Origin of the sequence: Methanothermobacter thermautotrophicus, from assembly GCF_014889545.1 — an archaeon.
Classification (GTDB): Archaea; Methanobacteriota; Methanobacteria; order Methanobacteriales; family Methanothermobacteraceae; genus Methanothermobacter; species Methanothermobacter thermautotrophicus_A.
Map to the genome: position 1 here is coordinate 250,834 of NZ_QKOF01000005.1, position 15,921 is coordinate 266,754.

General features: G+C 49.7%; 17 protein-coding genes. 8 read left to right on the forward strand and 9 right to left on the reverse strand.

Annotated elements, in window-relative coordinates; all coding sequences use genetic code 11:
- Window positions 1-9 precede the first annotated feature (9 nt).
- Together DNK57_RS03800 and DNK57_RS03805 are read left to right on the forward strand one after the other, a co-directional pair.
- Entirely contained in the window at window positions 10-1,434 is a 1,425-nt protein-coding gene (locus tag DNK57_RS03800; RefSeq protein ID WP_192961711.1) for a bifunctional metallophosphatase/5'-nucleotidase, read from the forward strand.
- A gap of 13 nt (window positions 1,435-1,447) precedes the next feature.
- Complete coding sequence (locus DNK57_RS03805) at window positions 1,448-1,789, forward strand: DsrE family protein (RefSeq protein ID WP_192961712.1); 342 nt, start codon at window positions 1,448-1,450, stop codon at window positions 1,787-1,789.
- A 388-nt stretch (window positions 1,790-2,177) separates the two neighbouring features.
- Here DNK57_RS03805 and DNK57_RS09270 read toward each other — a convergent pair whose 3' ends face one another.
- From DNK57_RS09270 to DNK57_RS03815, 3 genes are read right to left on the reverse strand one after another with little or no spacing between them, the layout of a single operon-like run.
- Window positions 2,178-2,300 (reverse strand): hypothetical protein, encoded by a 123-nt coding sequence (locus tag DNK57_RS09270; protein WP_264291550.1) that lies wholly within the window; start codon window positions 2,298-2,300, stop codon window positions 2,178-2,180.
- A 43-nt stretch (window positions 2,301-2,343) separates the two neighbouring features.
- Complete coding sequence (locus DNK57_RS09380) at window positions 2,344-2,496, reverse strand: TMEM175 family protein (protein WP_192961713.1); 153 nt, start codon at window positions 2,494-2,496, stop codon at window positions 2,344-2,346.
- A complete protein-coding gene (locus DNK57_RS03815; RefSeq protein WP_192961714.1) occupies window positions 2,483-3,256 on the reverse strand; it encodes a sugar phosphate isomerase/epimerase family protein in 774 nt (257 codons plus the stop codon). The genes DNK57_RS09380 and DNK57_RS03815 overlap by 14 nt, the downstream gene beginning before the upstream one ends.
- 309 nt (window positions 3,257-3,565) lie before the next feature.
- On the opposite strand from DNK57_RS03815, the gene DNK57_RS03820 reads away from it, so the two are divergent.
- From DNK57_RS03820 to DNK57_RS03840, 5 genes are read left to right on the forward strand one after another with little or no spacing between them, the layout of a single operon-like run.
- A complete protein-coding gene (locus tag DNK57_RS03820) occupies window positions 3,566-3,991 on the forward strand; it encodes a PadR family transcriptional regulator (RefSeq protein ID WP_192961715.1) in 426 nt (141 codons plus the stop codon).
- Window positions 3,988-5,040, forward strand: coding sequence for an ATP-binding cassette domain-containing protein (locus tag DNK57_RS03825; RefSeq protein WP_192961716.1), 1,053 nt, complete (start codon window positions 3,988-3,990; stop codon window positions 5,038-5,040). Before DNK57_RS03820 ends, DNK57_RS03825 begins: the two co-directional genes overlap by 4 nt.
- 5 nt (window positions 5,041-5,045) lie before the next feature.
- A complete protein-coding gene (locus DNK57_RS03830; RefSeq protein ID WP_192961717.1) occupies window positions 5,046-6,197 on the forward strand; it encodes an ABC transporter permease in 1,152 nt (383 codons plus the stop codon).
- 27 nt (window positions 6,198-6,224) lie between these two features.
- Complete coding sequence (locus DNK57_RS03835) at window positions 6,225-7,436, forward strand: beta-alanine-activating enzyme beta-propeller domain-containing protein (protein ID WP_226891033.1); 1,212 nt, start codon at window positions 6,225-6,227, stop codon at window positions 7,434-7,436.
- A 37-nt stretch (window positions 7,437-7,473) separates the two neighbouring features.
- Window positions 7,474-8,415 (forward strand): pyridoxamine 5'-phosphate oxidase family protein, encoded by a 942-nt coding sequence (locus tag DNK57_RS03840; protein ID WP_192961719.1) that lies wholly within the window; start codon window positions 7,474-7,476, stop codon window positions 8,413-8,415.
- Window positions 8,416-8,521: 106 nt separating this feature from the next.
- On the opposite strand, the gene albA is transcribed toward DNK57_RS03840, so the two are convergent.
- From albA to DNK57_RS03870, 6 genes are all read right to left on the reverse strand, one after another.
- Window positions 8,522-8,794 carry a DNA-binding protein Alba gene (albA, locus tag DNK57_RS03845; protein ID WP_192961720.1) on the reverse strand — a complete coding sequence of 91 codons (273 nt, stop codon included), beginning with the start codon at window positions 8,792-8,794 and terminating at the stop codon, window positions 8,522-8,524.
- Window positions 8,795-8,873: 79 nt separating this feature from the next.
- Window positions 8,874-10,067 (reverse strand): nitrogenase component 1, encoded by a 1,194-nt coding sequence (locus DNK57_RS03850; RefSeq protein ID WP_192961721.1) that lies wholly within the window; start codon window positions 10,065-10,067, stop codon window positions 8,874-8,876.
- Between the two features lie 16 nt (window positions 10,068-10,083).
- Window positions 10,084-11,601 (reverse strand): 2-isopropylmalate synthase, encoded by a 1,518-nt coding sequence (locus DNK57_RS03855; protein ID WP_192961722.1) that lies wholly within the window; start codon window positions 11,599-11,601, stop codon window positions 10,084-10,086.
- A 160-nt stretch (window positions 11,602-11,761) separates the two neighbouring features.
- A complete protein-coding gene (locus DNK57_RS03860; protein ID WP_192961723.1) occupies window positions 11,762-12,553 on the reverse strand; it encodes a DUF63 family protein in 792 nt (263 codons plus the stop codon).
- Window positions 12,554-12,670: 117 nt separating this feature from the next.
- Window positions 12,671-13,333 (reverse strand): PHP domain-containing protein, encoded by a 663-nt coding sequence (locus DNK57_RS03865; protein ID WP_192961724.1) that lies wholly within the window; start codon window positions 13,331-13,333, stop codon window positions 12,671-12,673.
- A gap of 33 nt (window positions 13,334-13,366) precedes the next feature.
- Complete coding sequence (locus DNK57_RS03870) at window positions 13,367-14,383, reverse strand: DUF1786 domain-containing protein (protein ID WP_192961725.1); 1,017 nt, start codon at window positions 14,381-14,383, stop codon at window positions 13,367-13,369.
- A gap of 154 nt (window positions 14,384-14,537) precedes the next feature.
- Here DNK57_RS03870 and DNK57_RS03875 point away from each other — a divergent pair, with 154 nt between their 5' ends.
- Window positions 14,538-15,827, forward strand: a complete 1,290-nt coding sequence (locus tag DNK57_RS03875) for a TrpB-like pyridoxal phosphate-dependent enzyme (RefSeq protein ID WP_192961726.1) — start codon at window positions 14,538-14,540, stop codon at window positions 15,825-15,827.
- The last annotated feature ends 94 nt before the right edge of the window (window positions 15,828-15,921 follow it).

A 15,921-nucleotide genomic window follows, 5' to 3' on the forward strand; every position in this document is an offset into this window, starting at 1 on the left:
GGATGTATCATGGCTGATTTGAGCATAATCCAGGTGAACGACACCCACGGATACATTAAAAGCCATCCTGAACTTTTCTGGGAGGGCCGCGAAATCGTATATGAGAACCTTGGTGGTTACCAGCACATAGCCGGACTTGTTGATAAAATACGCCAGGAGAGGCCCACACTACTCCTTGACTGCGGGGACACAATACACGGCACATACCATGCCGTCAAGAGTCGGGGCGCTGCAATGATCCCGCTGCTGAATGAGATGGGATTTGACGCCATGACAGCCCACTGGGAGTTCGCCTATGGCCCTGAAAGGTTCATTGAACTCTCAAAGAAGTTAGACTACCCCATGCTTGCCATAAACTGCTACCGTGAGGGTAGCGACAGGCTGGTATTCCAGCCCTATGAAATCCTTGATGTTGGGGAAGTGCAGGTGGGTGTCATAGGGATAGCATCAAACATAGTCGATAAGGTCATGCCCCCCAGCTTCAGCGAGGGCCTTGAATTCACCCTTGGCCTGGAGGAGCTCCCAGGATGGATCGATGTCCTCAGAAATGATGAGAGGGTGGATCTCATCGTTGTGATATCACACCTTGGCTTTCCACAGGAGGTGCAGCTGGCATCTGACGTAGGGGGCATCGATGTGCTGCTGAGCGCACACACCCACAACAGACTTGAGAGGCCACACATGGTTGGAGATACCATAATCATACAGTCTGGCTGTCATGGCTCCTTCATCGGGCGCCTTGACCTTGAGGTGCGTGATGGTGTCAGGGGATTCAGCCATGAACTCATGAAGGTTAGGGGCCCCTCAGATCCTGAGGTTGAGGAGATGGTGCTCAGGATAACTGATACCGACAGTGACTACCTTGAAATGGTGGTGGGCTCCACCCGGACCCACCTTAACAGATACACCATACTGGAGTCAACCATGGATAACCTCCTCCTGAAGGCCATAATGGATACAGGGGACTTTGACCTTGCATTCTCCAATGGGTGGCGTTACGGTGCCCCTGTACCTCCAGGAGATATAAGAATGGAGGATATATGGAATATTATACCTGTGAATCCTCCTTTATCTCAGGTGCGGTTAAAAGGCAGGGACTTATGGAAGATGATGGAGGAGAACATTGAACTCGTATTCTCAAGGAACCCCTACAATCAGATGGGAGGCTACCTCAAGAGGTGCCTTGGGCTTGAAATGTACTTCAAGATCGAGAACCCCCCCGGTTCAAGGATACAGAAGATATTTGTAAATGGCAGGCCCCTTGACCCCTCAGGGACCTACAGTGCTGTCTACGTCACATCCCAGGGGGTTCCATCCAGGTACGGTGAGGACCATGAGGAGACCGACCTGAGGGCCATTGAGGTGCTTGAAGAATACATCGCGATAAACAGCCCGGTGGACGCCGGCCTGGAGGGGAGGATAACACCCGTCTAGCGGAGGTGGTGTCATGGTGGATTACCGTGTGGTCTTCCACATAGATGAGGATGATGAGTCAAGGGTTCTGCTCCTCCTCTCCAATGTCAGGAACCTAATGGCTGATCTCGAATCCGTCAGAATAGAGGTTGTGGCTTACTCCATGGGAGTTAATGCCCTTCGGAGGGATTCGGAGTACTCAGAGGATATAGCTGAACTCATTGGTCAGGGCGTCATGTTCTGCGCATGTTCAAACACCCTCAGGGCATCTGGTATGGACGTTTCTGATATTCTGGAAGGAGTCCAGGTTGTATCATCAGGCGTTGGTCAAATTGTGAGAAGACAGACAGAGGGGTGGGCCTATATAAGGCCCTGATTCAGTATCTGTCTAATTATTAAAACGCATAAAGGGGAGTACTTGAAGGAGAGGGGTGTCCTCTCCGCCGTATCTGTCTAATTATTAAAACGCATAAAGTCTACACATCCACTGATCCACCCAACAGACAGAACGCAGAAAGGGTGTCCCGAGAAGCTAAAGGAACCTCTTGAATATGAGAACTGCATATGCAGTGGAGCTGTACTCAAGTACTATGGGAGTTAATATGAGTGCAAGGATGGCTGCGAGGGGCATTAAAAGGTTCTTCATCAGAACACTCCGGTATTCATTTACCTGGATATCCATTAAACCATTCCTCTGGGTATAGATCCAGCTAATGGATAATAGACCTAAATGAGCATATTCACGTGGAACAGGATGTTGGGTGTTACAAGGTTTCCATGTTACTTATCAGGTTTGTTAAGAGGGGTACCATGGCAACGACCATGAGCAAGATGATGTTTATCCATATGAATCCAGTGTCAATCTTCTCCAGTTTCTCGAACTGCATGTGGTTAACCACCAGAAGACACCCAGAGGAGGAAACTGAGACACTAGCTGTACAAATCAGACGCAAGACCCATGATGTAGGCGTCCATTTTCGAAGCACTGATTGTGCCCGTGGGAGTATCTATACCCAGAACAAGTATTGTCATGGCGATAGCGAATATGGCATCAACCAGAGCCTCCAATCTATTCTTTCTCATAACGCCCGCCCCAAATTCCAGCCCCCTCAAGGATTCTTCGGCTCCTGATTACACCCTCATAGTTGTTCAGCTCTATGACGCCCCTATCTATGGATTCCAGTAGTTTAATGTCAACTGTACCCTCTCCAAGGGGGAGGTGCTGGTCCCTCTCCCCATTATTGTCACTTAGGTGGTAGTGCGCTGTCCTCTTGATCTCAAGGAAATCCCGGAGGCGCCCTGTAGTGTTGGCATGTCCTATGTCAACCGTTGCATATGAGCCGCATTCCTCAACAAATCTTTCATGTTCTGCCGGGTTATTGCAGAGGTAAGAGAATCTACCTGGCATGTTTTCGACTGAAAATTTTATGGACAGATCCTCTGCGTATTCAACACATTCCCCCAATGTTTCAACTGCAAAATGGAGTGCCGCATTCCTTATCCGCTCCTCCCTCCGGTGAACCACTCCAGGGTGGGTTGTGACTGTTGTTGCACCTATCTCAGATGCCAGGTCAAGGGTCTCCACCATCTGCCTCCCTGTCTCCTCCCTTATACCAGGGTTCATGCTGGCGGGGTTGAGGTCTATGGTGGGTGCATGGATAAGGACCTCAAGGTCAAATGATTCAAAGACTTCGAGGGAATCATTACCCTGAAGCAGCCTTCTTGGCCAGTAGGGTCCCTCACAGAGGAGTTCTATAAGTTCAAAACCATCTTCTTCAGCTTTCTGAAGTATGTTTTCCAGTGGCTCCATGAAGAGCGCCAGGGTTGAAAAACCAAGTCTCATATCGGGTCCCGGTAGATCTTCTATTTATCAGGGCTTATGAGTCTTTCCATTTGATTGCGGTGTCTTCAGGTTCAATTCCAGTCAGTTCAGGGTACAATACCGTCCTAGCCGCATCGCATCTCAACATGTCCTGATGGCCAGTGCCGGTTCAGTTCAGATATGCCATCATAAACCAGACAGGCCCATCATATATCACAAAGCTTATATATCGTGGATGTTTTATTCTGTAAATAGATATATCGTGAGATTGATATACATGCATGTGTAAAGGATATATCGGCAAAATAATCAGTTGCTGGAGATGGCTCTATGTGCGCAGAAGAAGGTTCCCCTCGCCCTGATGAGGGTGAGTTCGATGAAAAGATAATAAAAAGCTTCATGAGGGGATTCGGCAAGACAATGATTCTCTGGATGATAAGCAAGGAAAAAATACACGGCTACGAGATAATGCGACGCCTTGAAAGGTTCTACTCATTCAAGGGCATGCACTGCAAGAACATGAAACCACCAGGACCCAGCGTCATCTACCCGGTACTCCATGACCTCGAAAGAAAGGGACTGATAGAGGGGGAATGGGAGATGCACGGTGAGAAAAGAGTCAAATACTACCATATAACCCCCCTCGGTGAGAAGACAATAGACAGGATCCGGCATATAATGAGAGACCATGTCTCAAAGATATGGGAAGACTTCTGGAATGATATGTTCCCCCCTGAAAAGGAGGATGAAAGATGAAATATGCAATAGAAACCTTTGACCTCACAAAGGTCTACGGGGACTTCAGGGCAGTGGACAGCCTTAACATGAAGATAGAGAAGAACTCCATCTTCGGTTTCCTGGGGCCCAACGGAGCCGGGAAAACAACAACCATTAAGATGCTCACCTGTCTCATACCCCCAACCTCAGGAACAGCAAAGGTTGCAGGTTACGATATACTCAAGAACCCCGATGAGGTGAGACAGCAGATAGGTATGGTTCCCCAGAAGGTGAGCCTCTACGAGGACCTCACCGCAAGGGAAAACGTGGAAATGTGCGCAGACTTCTATGGTATGCCCGAGGACCTGAAGGAATCAAGGATAGAAGAGCTCATGGAACTCGTGGACATAAAATACGCTGCAGACAAGCCAGTCGGGCAGATGTCAGGTGGACAGCAGCAGAAGGTGTCACTGGTGGCAAGCCTGATACACCAGCCAGACATCCTCTTCCTGGACGAACCTACAATCGGGCTGGACCCAACAACCAAAAGGGTGCTCTGGGACCTAATAGATGAACTAAACAGCAGCGGCCACACCATAATACTCTGCTCCCATGACATGTACGAGGTGGAGCTCCTCTGTGACTACGTGGGGATAATAAATCAGGGCGTTCTTGCCGCCTTCGACACGCCACAGGGGCTCAAGGACACTGTGATAAAGGAGGAGGAATCCCTCAGAGCAAAGGAGATTGGTGGTATACTCGACAGGATCGACGAGGAGACACCTGAATCAGAGAAAAGGGCCATCAGGGAAATAAGAAAATCCGGGAGGGTGTGTGCCGGTAAGGAGATAAGCATGCTCATTGTGAACCTCACAGATGATCTAATATCTGAACTGGAATCCCTACCAGTCACACTGGACGTTAAGAAGCACCACACCGGAAGGATAATCCTTGAACTCGATGAAACATGTGAAACTGCCGTTAATGATGTTCTGGCGGCTGTTATAAGGAACAACGCCAGGATAACCTCAATTTCAACAAAGGACCCCTCACTCGAGGACGTCTTCATGAAGGTTACAGGGAGGTAACCGTTATGGAAATGAAAAAGGTAATGTGGATGCTTAAGAAGGACCTGATAGTCCTCTGGAGGCACAAACCGCGCCTCATATCCATCATACTGTTCCCCATACTGATGATAACCCTCTTCGGTTATGGTATGGGGGGTACCCTTGAGAACATACCCGTGGTTATAGTGGAACAGAGCAGCGGTCCCGTGACCGACCAGACCGTTGATGCCATGAGGAACATGAGCCTCTATGATATAAAGGATATTCTGAAGGACCCCGAAATCGCCAGGGAGATGGTGGACACAGGGGAGGTCAAGGCGGCCATAATACTGCCACCCAACTACGATAACCTCACATCATCGGAGCCCACCGTGGTCATGTACCTTGACTCCTCTGACCAGCTGGCAAGCCAGGCCCTCGTGCCGGCAACAGAGGCCCTCTTCAGCAAACTGTCCGGGCAGCTTGCTGTGGAGAGGATGCAGGGCGCATCCATGAAGCCACAGAATTCAACCCCTGCTTCCGGTTTCCAGGGCATGGTCAGCACCATAAACTTCCAGATTGACAGGATCTATGGGGACATCAAGTACATGGACTTCCTTGTTCCCGCCATACTGGCTATGACCATAATGTTCTCCTGCATGTTTGGAATGGGTCAGTCCATAGCCGGTGAAAGGGAGAGGGGAGAACTTGCAAGACTCTTCATGACCCCAACAAGTGTCTCAACAGTTGTGGGGGGTAAGATAATCTCAAAGCTTGTTATAGAAAGTGGAAGGGCCCTTCTGCTGCTCTTCATTGCAATCCTCCTCTTCGGTATTAAGATAAATGGTAGCATGCTCCTGACCATCATGCTCCTGATACTGACAGCCCTCTGCTTTGTGGGCTTCGGTATAATGATATCGGCAAGGGTGGGGACCCAGGAGGACTACATGCAGATGGTCATGCCCTTCGCCATGCCCATGATGTTCGTATCAGGGGTGTTCTACCCAATTGAGACCATGCCCTGGATATTCCAGAAGATCGCCTACATAGTACCCCTAACCTATGCAAACAACGCCCTCAGGGCGGTTATGCTCAAGGGCGCCGGCGTCGGGGACATAATGGTTAACCTCCTTGTGCTTGGTGGATTCACCCTCCTGTTCTTTGCGATGGGTGTTACCCGGTTCAACAGGGACATTTAGATTTGATGGTTCAAGATGGTGATACAAATGATGAGAAAAGGTTTAATCGCGACACTCATAATCCTTGGAATGGTACTAAGTCCTGTATCAGCAGCTGACTGGCCAGTATTCCATGGAGACGAACAGCACACAGGTTATGCAGAGGAGCCAAGCGACTTCTCTGCAAAGACATGGTACCTCTCCATTGGGGGTATAAAGTCATCCCCGGCCCTATTCAACAAGGTGGCCTACATAGGATCCCTTGATGGAAGGCTATATGCAGTGAACCTTGAGACAGGTTCAGTGGTCTGGAGCTACAAGACAGAGGGCGCCATCGTCTCATCGCCGGTGGTTGTGAATGGAACCGTATTCGTGGGTTCATGGGACGGATACCTCTATGCAATAGACACAGACACCGGAGACCTTGAATGGAAATTCAAAACAGGTAACAGGATAGAATCATCACCTGCAGTGAGCGGGGACACCGTCTATATTGGATCTGATGACTGCAGGGTATACGCAGTGGACAGAGATGATGGATCCAAAAAATGGGAATTCTACACGGGGGACGCCGTTAAATCATCACCCCTCCCTGTGAACGGCACAGTCTATGTGGGTTCATTCAATGGTAATATCTACGCCATCTCAGAATCAAATGGGAATGAAATATGGAGCTACACATCAGGGGACGCCATAAGATCATCACCAGCCTTCTGGAATGGGACAGTCTATGTTGGGTCAGACGACGGGAACATCTACGCCCTCTCAGAGTCAGATGGAAGCGTTATCTGGAAGTACAGCCTCGGTGACAGGGTATATTCCTCACCATCAGTTGACACAGAGGAGAACAGCGTATTCATAGGATGCGATGACGGGAACATCACATCACTCGATACAAGGACAGGTGCCCTGAAATGGTCATTCCATACCGGTGCCCCTGTACGCTCAACACCGGCCATCTTCGAGAACATGATAGCTGTGGGATCAAATGACGGAACACTCTACATCCTCAACAAGTACAGCGGTAAGGAAGAGTGGAGTTACTCCCCTGGCTACTACCTCTTCAACTCACCTGTTAGTTCCTCCCCGGTGGTCTACGGCAAGACAGTCTACTTTTCAACCGAAAACGGATACATGTACGCCCTTGACTCCAAGAAGAAGGAGGGCCCGACATCAGTATTCGCCTACTACATCATTGCAGTGCTCATCGTGATCGCAGGGGCTGTTATTGTGGTCAGGAAGTTTGCAGGAAGAAGATGAAAAAATATTCCAATTTTTTTAAAAAGGAGATGCTCCGATGTTCAGGACACTTATAATCTATGAGAGCACCTATGGTTCCACTGAGGAGGTTGCATCTAAAACCGGGATGATACTCGGACCATCCAGGTGCTGCAGGGCCCATGAATTCCAGGAGACCTGCCAGGACTTTGAATTCTTTGTAATTGGATCCGGCGTCTACCGGGGGAGACTCCACCCACGGGTAACTGAGTTTATAAGGGAAACCCCCTGGCTCAGGGAGAAACCCGTGGCCCTATTCTCAGTTTCTCTGAGTAGAGAGGATGGCCTGAGGGCCCTTAAGGAGGCTGAAGATCTTCTGGGAGGTAGCATATACTCCAGGGCCCTGGGTGGACGTATGAAACTCGGCGAACTTTCAGAGGAGGACCTTGCTGATCTTCAGGCCTTCTCTGAGATCACGGGTATTGAACTGACTGACGTTGATCTCCTGGATAAAGGGGAGGTCATTGAGTTTGCACTTGAACTCAGGGACATCCGTGACTCCCTCATGACCTCCATTGATGAGGGTGAACTTCGTGGATTCATTGACGAATTCCTCAGATCACACAACACCTGCACCCTTGCAACATGCCATGGGGGACAGCCACGGGCAACACCCCTCGAGTACATCTATGATGGGGATTCACTGTTCATAATCAGTGAGGGTGGTGAGAAATTTGCGGGTCTCCCTGAGAATGAAAGGGTTTCAGTTGCAGTATACGAGGACTACACGTCCATGAGCAACCTTGCAGGGATGCAGATAACAGGCACTGCCAGCATACTCCAGGGGGAGGATGCTGAGAGGGTCTATGAACTGAGGGGGCTAAACCCTGATGCCATGAAAAATCTAAACATTGATATGAATGTCATAGGTATTGACATTCAGAAGGTTGAATTCCTGAACAGTAAATTCAGGGACATCTCATCAAGCGCAAAGCAGGTCCTCTGGGTTAAAAAAGACTAAATTAGGCGTCAGACGTAAGACCCTTAAATGATTAATCAGAGGTCACTGCAATCTTTGATAATAAAATATAAAAAATGGAAACCTGTGGCTTCCATCTTTTATATCCCTATTTCCGGAGCTGAATTTCTATTGCTGAAACATTGGTAGCGGTTCCCTCGTTACCAATGATCTCCTCTGTGCATATGTCAATGTTCTCTATCTGTATGTCTGGTATGAAGCGGTTCCTTACAATCTCTGCAACGTCAACAGCCCGACTTATGGCTCTTCCACGGGCTTTAAGAATCACTTCACTGGTCCCACCGTTCATCTGAGTAACAACGGCCAGAACATAGTTCATTACAGGCTTGTTTCCGATGTATACTACATTCTCCTCTGACATCACTTAACCTCCAAGAGTGTCTGTAATAAAGATAGAAACCCAAGATTATATAAACTTTGTGATATGGTAACTGAAAAATTTAATAACAGCCATGATCCCCATGTACAGCCCCGTAAATTCTGCTGCCCAGTTTAACCGCTCCCCTGAAACCTGCTGTGAGGCTGGATCCATGCATAACATCTATGAGGGGTGCCCCTGAAACCTCAGATATGCGGGTCTCTGCAAGGCCCCCCAGTATGAGTTCGGGTTCGGTCCTGATGACGGCATCCTCAATATCAGAAGCATCAACCCCCACAAGCACCTCCGACCTCAATCCAGGCACCCCCCTGAGGTTCTCCAGTGTGTAATCGCCTATCATGTCCATGGCTACAAGAAATGGCCTCATCCTCAGTTCAGTGATGAATTCTGTGAGCGCAACGGCCCTTGTTGGTCCTGAAACGACTGCAACCCTCATTCCCTCAAGTTCAGACCTCATTCGATCCCTCTCCTCAATAAAATCAGAGAATACGTCATCTATGGGATAATCAAGGTTGAGTTTGCCGAGTACCTCCCTGTAGAATCTGAGTGAATTCAAAAAACCTATGGGTAGCGGGTGGTGGATGAAGGGTGTCCCGAAGTTCTCCTCAAGGAAGCGGCAGGGGGCGATACCCGAGACATCACAGAAGGAGCAGTTAAGGTGGCCCGCAGGGATCATTTTTATATCCTGGATGCTGCATCCCGATGTCAGGACACAGTTCACATCCACCCCCATCGCTGAGAGGGACTCCCTGACCTCCCTGAGGTCTGCTCCGCCCCTGAATTCCCCTATTATGTTTACTGAAGGTCTCCCTGATGGCTCCATCCTCCTGCAGAATTTCCGGATGAGTGCCATCATCACCTCCTCATAGCCCTCGCCCTGACTGGACTCAAATCCACCAGCACTGACGGTTATGAGCTCCGCATCCACGAGTTCTGATGTTTCATCTGCAACCCTCCCTATATCCTCGCCGATTATGCTGGTTGCGCAGGAACTCATAACAGCTATGATATCGGGTTTCCTGGTTCTGTCAACCTCAATTATCATCTCACTGAGTTTATCTGATGCTCCGAACACCACGTCTGATTCTGAAAGTTCTGTTGATGCCACAGCTATCCGCTTACCGCCCCTGGCGGTGAGCAGATATCCTATATGGTATGCGCATCCCCTGGGGCCATGGATGAGGGGTACTGCATTTTTTATTCCGCTCACCGCCCTCACGGCGCCGAAAAGCTTGCAGGTTGAAACTGGTCCCATAATGACTCCAGATGATCTATTTAAGGCTCAGTATCTTGTTTATGGCGTCCAGTACTGCCTCAACACTCGCCATGACTATGTCCTCCCTTGTGGACCTTCCTGTTGCCTTGTTACCCTCCCTGTCACTCATGACAACGAAAACCTCTGCAAGTGCGTTTGTACCGCCAGTTATGGCCTCTATGTTGTATTCATCGAGTTCTATATCTGCTGTTTCACTTACAAGACTCTGTATTGCGTTTATTGCTGCGTCTACAGGTCCAACTCCAGTCATGGATGTCGTCTTGATCTCGTCACCGATTCTGAGCTTAACTGTGGCTGTTGGCATCACACTCTCCCCTGTCATGACTGCTATGCCCTCAAGTTTCACTATCTCCCTGCTGGCCTTTCCGAGGATGGTGACGGCCATGGCCCTCAGATCCGCATCAGTAATCCTTTTACCCTTATCTCCAAGCCTCTTGACCTGTTCATAGAGTGTGCAGAACTGGTCCTCGTTCATATCTATACCGTATTCCTGGAGCTTTGATCTGAGGGCGTTGGCGCCGGTGTGTTTACCAAGGACTATCCGCCTCTTGTGGCCCACCATCTCAGGTGTTATTGGCTCATAGGTCTCCGCCTTTTCAAGGACTCCATGGACGTGTATGCCTGCTTCATGTGCAAAGGCATTTTCACCAACTATGGCCTTGTTGGGCGGCATCCTGACACCTGTTATCTTTGAAACGAACTCTGAGATGTTAACGAGTTCCACGGTCCTTATATCAACAGGGAGGTCATAGCGGGTTATTAGGGCCATGACAACCTCCTCAAGGGCAGCGTTTCCCGCCCTTTCACCTAGACCATTCACTGTTGCGTGTATCTGTGATGCCCCTGCCTCCACAGCTGCAAGGGAGTTGGCGGCTGCCAGGCCGAAGTCATTGTGGCAGTGCACGCTTATGGGTACCCTGAGTTCGCCTTTAAGTTTGGATATAAGGTGATTCATTGCCCTGGGTATCATGACCCCGACGGTATCTGGCACGTTTATGATGGAGGCACCCGCATCCTCTGCTGCACGGTATACATCAACCAGATAATCAAATTCAGTCCTTGTTGCATCCTCTGCAGAGAACTCGACCTTCAGGCCATGTTCAACCGCATATTCCACTCCAAAGACCGCCCTGTCTATTATCTCATCGGGTGACATTTTGAGCTTGTATTCTCTGTGGAGTGGTGATGTCCCTATGAAGGTGTGTATGTAATCTACTCCGCAGTCTATTGCTGCGTCTATGTCCTCACGAAGCACCCTTGCCAAACCACAGATATTTGCTTCGAGTCCCAGTTCAACTATTCCCCTTATGGAGTTCATTTCACCTGGAGATGCTGCAGGAAACCCTGCCTCTATTGTATCTACTCCAAGGGCATCGAGCTTCCTTGCTATACCCGTCTTTTCCTCTACTGTGAGGGCCACTCCAGGTGTCTGTTCACCATCCCTCAGTGTTGTGTCAAATATCCTGACATTCTCCGGGAGATTCATTTCTCCTTTAACCTCTTCTATGTACATCTTGATTCCCCGTGGTCTGGCCTTTTATAATGTTTAATCTTCTGTAAGGCCACATTAAAAGCTTTTACACACAGAATCTTATAAGTTATATATTATAAGTTATAAGTTATAAGTTATAAGTGTGATCCATGTCATCAGGTGCCATTTTTCATGAAAACATTTAAACCGCCATGCTCAGGCTCAGGAAATTCCTAAGCCCAGGGGCAAGACCAAGTATGAATATTACAAGCTTAAGGCCCTCTGAATCCACATCAGAGTCAACGTATCTATCAATGGCGTAGAGGGCGGCCAGTATAACCACCATCTTCAGGGGGAACATCACCAGGGCCGTGCCTGTGAGGCCTGTCAGGGCTGATGGAACCACATGCTGCTCTAAATAGCCGTACCAGTCGACGGCGACGTAGGTTGAAGATGCATCAAAAAGGTGTGCATATATAACGGGAATGTTCATCCTCTCTCCAAGGAACTCCCATCTTAAGCTCAGGGCATAAAATATGGCTGCAAAGGCTGTGAATACCGCCAGGACAGCGAAGAAGGGGATGGGGTTTATGTGGTGTATGCTGACGAGGTTCGGTAAGGCGAGTACGGAACCTGTGACGAATATCAGTTTCCTGTAATCCCATCCAAAGACCTCCTCAAGTTTAACCGAAGCAAGGAGTGTTGCTATGGTTGTGAGGCCCACAAGGATGTATATACCGGGGGTTACCAGAAGGTGTGTCAGGGGATATACACCGTTATCAACAAGGGCCCTTGCACCGGAGCCCAGGAATATGAAGGGAAGGAGGGGCACCAGTAGCTCCCCGGGATCCTTTTTAAGCCATCTGAACATTCTAAGTATTATCAGGACAACTATTCCAAGGATAATCCCGAATGCGACCGTGTTCAGGGGCGTGTATCCAGGGTGCAGGTAAAAGAAGTTGCTCTCAAGGAACTCGATGATCTCAGATATCATGTCACTCACCTTCTGAGGAGGTATGCCAGTCCACAACTTGATGGCCAGCCATAAACTGGCACACCCTGTTGAAGAATAGATTTCAGGGTCAGGTCAGGAACACAGTTAAAACCAGGATCAAACATAATTCCTCATCCTTCCAAGGAACTTCTTGTTAATGACCTCCCTCACAATGAGGGGAAGTGGTGTCCTGCTTCCTGCTGGCTCTGTTTTCCCCTTAAGTATCCCATGGAGTATATCATCAGCCTCGCCCTCAGAGTCAACAAGGGTGAAGGAGCTTCCAACGGCCTCCACGAAGTGGGCGTCGCTTGCACCTATCTCGGGTATGCCCCTTTTCCTTGCAAACTTCCGGGCCCTCCAGTTTGAGTAGCCCACGATGTAGCGGGAGTTAAGGGTCTCGATGCCGTCAACACGGATGTTCCGCTCATTCACAAAGAGTCCCTGCCGGTACCTAACAAAGGGGTGGGGTATGATGGCGGCTCCATCCTGGTCATGTATCGCATCCAGGGTCTCGGCCGGTGTTAGTCCCCTCTGTATCTCCTCCTGGATACCAAGGGCGACGATGTGTCCGGCGGATGTGCTGAGCTCCATTGCAGGTACCACTGTTACTTCCATGCCCCTGGATTCCCTGAGGGCAATAATTGACCCCTTCATTGTGTTGTGGTCTGCCACTGCAACGGCATCAAGGCCTATGGCCGAGGCCCTCCTGAGGATCTCACTTGGGGTTCCCCTTGCATCGCCAGAATATACACTGTGTATGTGGGGATCTATCCTGATCATCAAATCACCCTCTACTCCAGAAAAACAGAAACATCAACTCACCCTATACTCAATACTCCTTATAAGACCCACGGGTCCCGCCATCATAACATCCCCTGCCGGTGCTGCATGATGGACATCAAGGTTTATATCGTCAAGTATACTCCTCTGGGGGCCAGTTGCAGCCACCATGACAGGTTCGCCAACAGCATCAACTGCATATGCGCCGTGGCCTCCATCTCCATGGACCTCCCGGTGGGTAAGCTCACCCAGGCAGAGCCTGATTAGAAAGTCCTCAAGTTTAGCCGGTGAGAGCATGCGTGTGTGGTGTTCCATGACACCGTATATCCTGCCTTCAAGGATGCTGGCTGCCAGTGTGTGCCCATTTCCCACATCAGCCACGACTATCGGCTCATCTGAGCCCACTGCAGGATCCATGAGGGCCCCTGTTACTGATGCGAACTTTGAATCCATTATGAGGACCGGGTGCTGGATGGCCTCCTCAATGGACTTCATCCTTGTGAAGTGGTCAGGGACGTCACCCATGTAGGAGAACTCCTCCGGTGGGGTTGGTCCGGATAATTTCTCCCTGATCTTCATAAATCTGAAGTTCCTATCACCCATATCCCCTCCTGCCCCGTGGTCCTGGACAGCAACACCCAGCACATCGAAGTCCAGATCAACATCAAAGCATGCCAGGGCCCCTGCTATGGCCTCCAGGTCAACGTCCCTGAATTCAAGGCTCTTAAATCCCGGGTTTTTCCCTGATATCTCTATTCCCATGGCCATGACCCTTTCAGGGTCATCCCTCACTGTCCTGGCTGCTTCGGGTGTCATGACCACCCGGTTTCCAGCCTCGATGTGTTCAAGTATCGCCCGTGTAACGGGGCCACCCCCCATTGTCTGTCCACTTATGAAGACGTCACCACTGATCTTGCGGATTCTCCCTGCAATTATCCTTGTTGGTGAGGGCATTACCATCTTTATGGAGTTCTCTATCCTGTCGACCCCTGTGTCATGGTACATTATATCCTGGGTTCCGGCCCCCACATCAACTGCAAGTATTTTCATGTGGGAAACATATTTCATCATTGTTTATTAACCATTTCCGCTTAATGTACATATATGTGCAGTAAAGTTTTAAATAGTTCTTTGAAGATACTCTGATGCATGGAAATGCTGATATCTTCATCAGATAGGAACAGGTCCCATCCCATGAGGTGATATGATGAACAAGATAGTTCTTGATGAAAATGAAATACCAAAGAAGTGGTACAACATTAACCCGGACCTCCCCTCACCACTACCTGAACCAAAAAATCCTGAGGGTGGAGAAAACATTGAAAACCTGCCAAAGGTATTCTCAAGCGGAGTCCTTGAGCAGGAGATGTCCATGGAAAGATGGATAAAGATCCCAAGGGAAGTCAGGGACGTCTATAAGATGATCGGGAGGCCCACTCCACTGTTCAGAGCAAAGGGCCTTGAGGAGATGCTGGACACACCGGCAAGGATATACTACAAGAGGGAGGACTACTCCCCCACAGGGAGCCATAAGCTGAACACAGCCATAGCCCAGGCATATTATGCCCGTGAGGACGGGGCAGAGAGACTGACAACTGAGACCGGTGCCGGCCAGTGGGGAACCGCACTGTCCCTTGCCTGCTCACTCATGGACCTCCAGTGCAAGGTCTACATGGTTAAGGTATCCTTCAACCAGAAGCCCTTCAGAAAAACCATAATGCAGCTATACGGTGGCGAGGTTGTCCCCTCCCCCAGCAATCACACAGAATTCGGTCGAAGTATACTCAGTAAGGACCCTGACCACCCGGGATCCCTTGGAATAGCCATATCCGAGGCCATGGAGGAGGCACTGCAGGACGAAAAGGTCTACTACTCCCTTGGAAGCGTCCTTAACCATGTACTCCTGCACCAGACAGTGATAGGCCTTGAGACAAAGAAACAGCTTGAAATCGCAGGTGAAACGCCTGACATCATGATAGGCTGCGTTGGAGGAGGCAGCAACTTCGGGGGGGCCATATTCCCCTTCGTGAAGGACAAGCTTGATGGTAAGCTGGACTGCGAATTCATAGCTGCAGAACCAAAGTCATGCCCCACACTTACAGCTGGAGAGTACCGCTATGACTTCGGTGACACCGCAGGCATGACCCCCCTCCTCAAGATGTACACCCTAGGCCACGACTTCGTACCCCCATCCGTCCATGCAGGCGGACTCAGGTACCATGGAATGTCACCACAGGTTGCACTCCTCGTCAGGGAAGGTGTGGTCAATGCCAGGGCAGTCCCCCAGCACACAATATTCGAGAGCGGCGTCAAATTTGCAAAGGCCGAGGGCGTTGTCCCGGCCCCCGAAACATGCCACGCCATAAGTGTTGCCATCGAAGAAGCACGTAAGTGCCGGGAGACCGGTGAAGAGAAGACCATAGTTGTCAGTTTCTCAGGTCATGGACTCCTGGACCTGAAGGGATACGGTGACTACCTGGAGGGTAAAATCTAACCCTCCATCACCGGACCCTGACTGATTTTTCCTCCAGACGAATAAAGAAACAGTGCCAGCTGCTTCAATAGATATAAATACCATCATCACCTAC

Excerpts from the sequence above, each read along its gene's own strand:
- DNK57_RS03860 (WP_192961723.1), bottom strand. The coding sequence starts at position 12,553 with ATGATATCTGAGATCATCGAGTTCCTTGAGAGCAACTTCTTTTACCTG.
- DNK57_RS03830 (WP_192961717.1), top strand. The coding sequence starts at position 5,046 with ATGGAAATGAAAAAGGTAATGTGGATGCTTAAGAAGGACCTGATAGTC.
- DNK57_RS03850 (WP_192961721.1), bottom strand. The coding sequence starts at position 10,067 with ATGGGACCAGTTTCAACCTGCAAGCTTTTCGGCGCCGTGAGGGCGGTG.
- DNK57_RS03805 (WP_192961712.1), top strand. The coding sequence starts at position 1,448 with ATGGTGGATTACCGTGTGGTCTTCCACATAGATGAGGATGATGAGTCA.
- DNK57_RS03855 (WP_192961722.1), bottom strand. The coding sequence starts at position 11,601 with ATGTACATAGAAGAGGTTAAAGGAGAAATGAATCTCCCGGAGAATGTC.
- DNK57_RS03835 (WP_226891033.1), top strand. The coding sequence starts at position 6,225 with ATGATGAGAAAAGGTTTAATCGCGACACTCATAATCCTTGGAATGGTA.
- albA (WP_192961720.1), bottom strand. The coding sequence starts at position 8,794 with ATGTCAGAGGAGAATGTAGTATACATCGGAAACAAGCCTGTAATGAAC.
- DNK57_RS03875 (WP_192961726.1), top strand. The coding sequence starts at position 14,538 with ATGATGAACAAGATAGTTCTTGATGAAAATGAAATACCAAAGAAGTGG.
- DNK57_RS03800 (WP_192961711.1), top strand. The coding sequence starts at position 10 with ATGGCTGATTTGAGCATAATCCAGGTGAACGACACCCACGGATACATT.
- DNK57_RS09380 (WP_192961713.1), bottom strand. The coding sequence starts at position 2,496 with ATGAGAAAGAATAGATTGGAGGCTCTGGTTGATGCCATATTCGCTATC.
- DNK57_RS03870 (WP_192961725.1), bottom strand. The coding sequence starts at position 14,383 with ATGAAAATACTTGCAGTTGATGTGGGGGCCGGAACCCAGGATATAATG.
- DNK57_RS03820 (WP_192961715.1), top strand. The coding sequence starts at position 3,566 with ATGTGCGCAGAAGAAGGTTCCCCTCGCCCTGATGAGGGTGAGTTCGAT.
- DNK57_RS03865 (WP_192961724.1), bottom strand. The coding sequence starts at position 13,333 with ATGATCAGGATAGATCCCCACATACACAGTGTATATTCTGGCGATGCA.
- DNK57_RS03815 (WP_192961714.1), bottom strand. The coding sequence starts at position 3,256 with ATGAGACTTGGTTTTTCAACCCTGGCGCTCTTCATGGAGCCACTGGAA.
- DNK57_RS09270 (WP_264291550.1), bottom strand. The coding sequence starts at position 2,300 with ATGCAGTTCGAGAAACTGGAGAAGATTGACACTGGATTCATATGGATA.
- DNK57_RS03840 (WP_192961719.1), top strand. The coding sequence starts at position 7,474 with ATGTTCAGGACACTTATAATCTATGAGAGCACCTATGGTTCCACTGAG.
- DNK57_RS03825 (WP_192961716.1), top strand. The coding sequence starts at position 3,988 with ATGAAATATGCAATAGAAACCTTTGACCTCACAAAGGTCTACGGGGAC.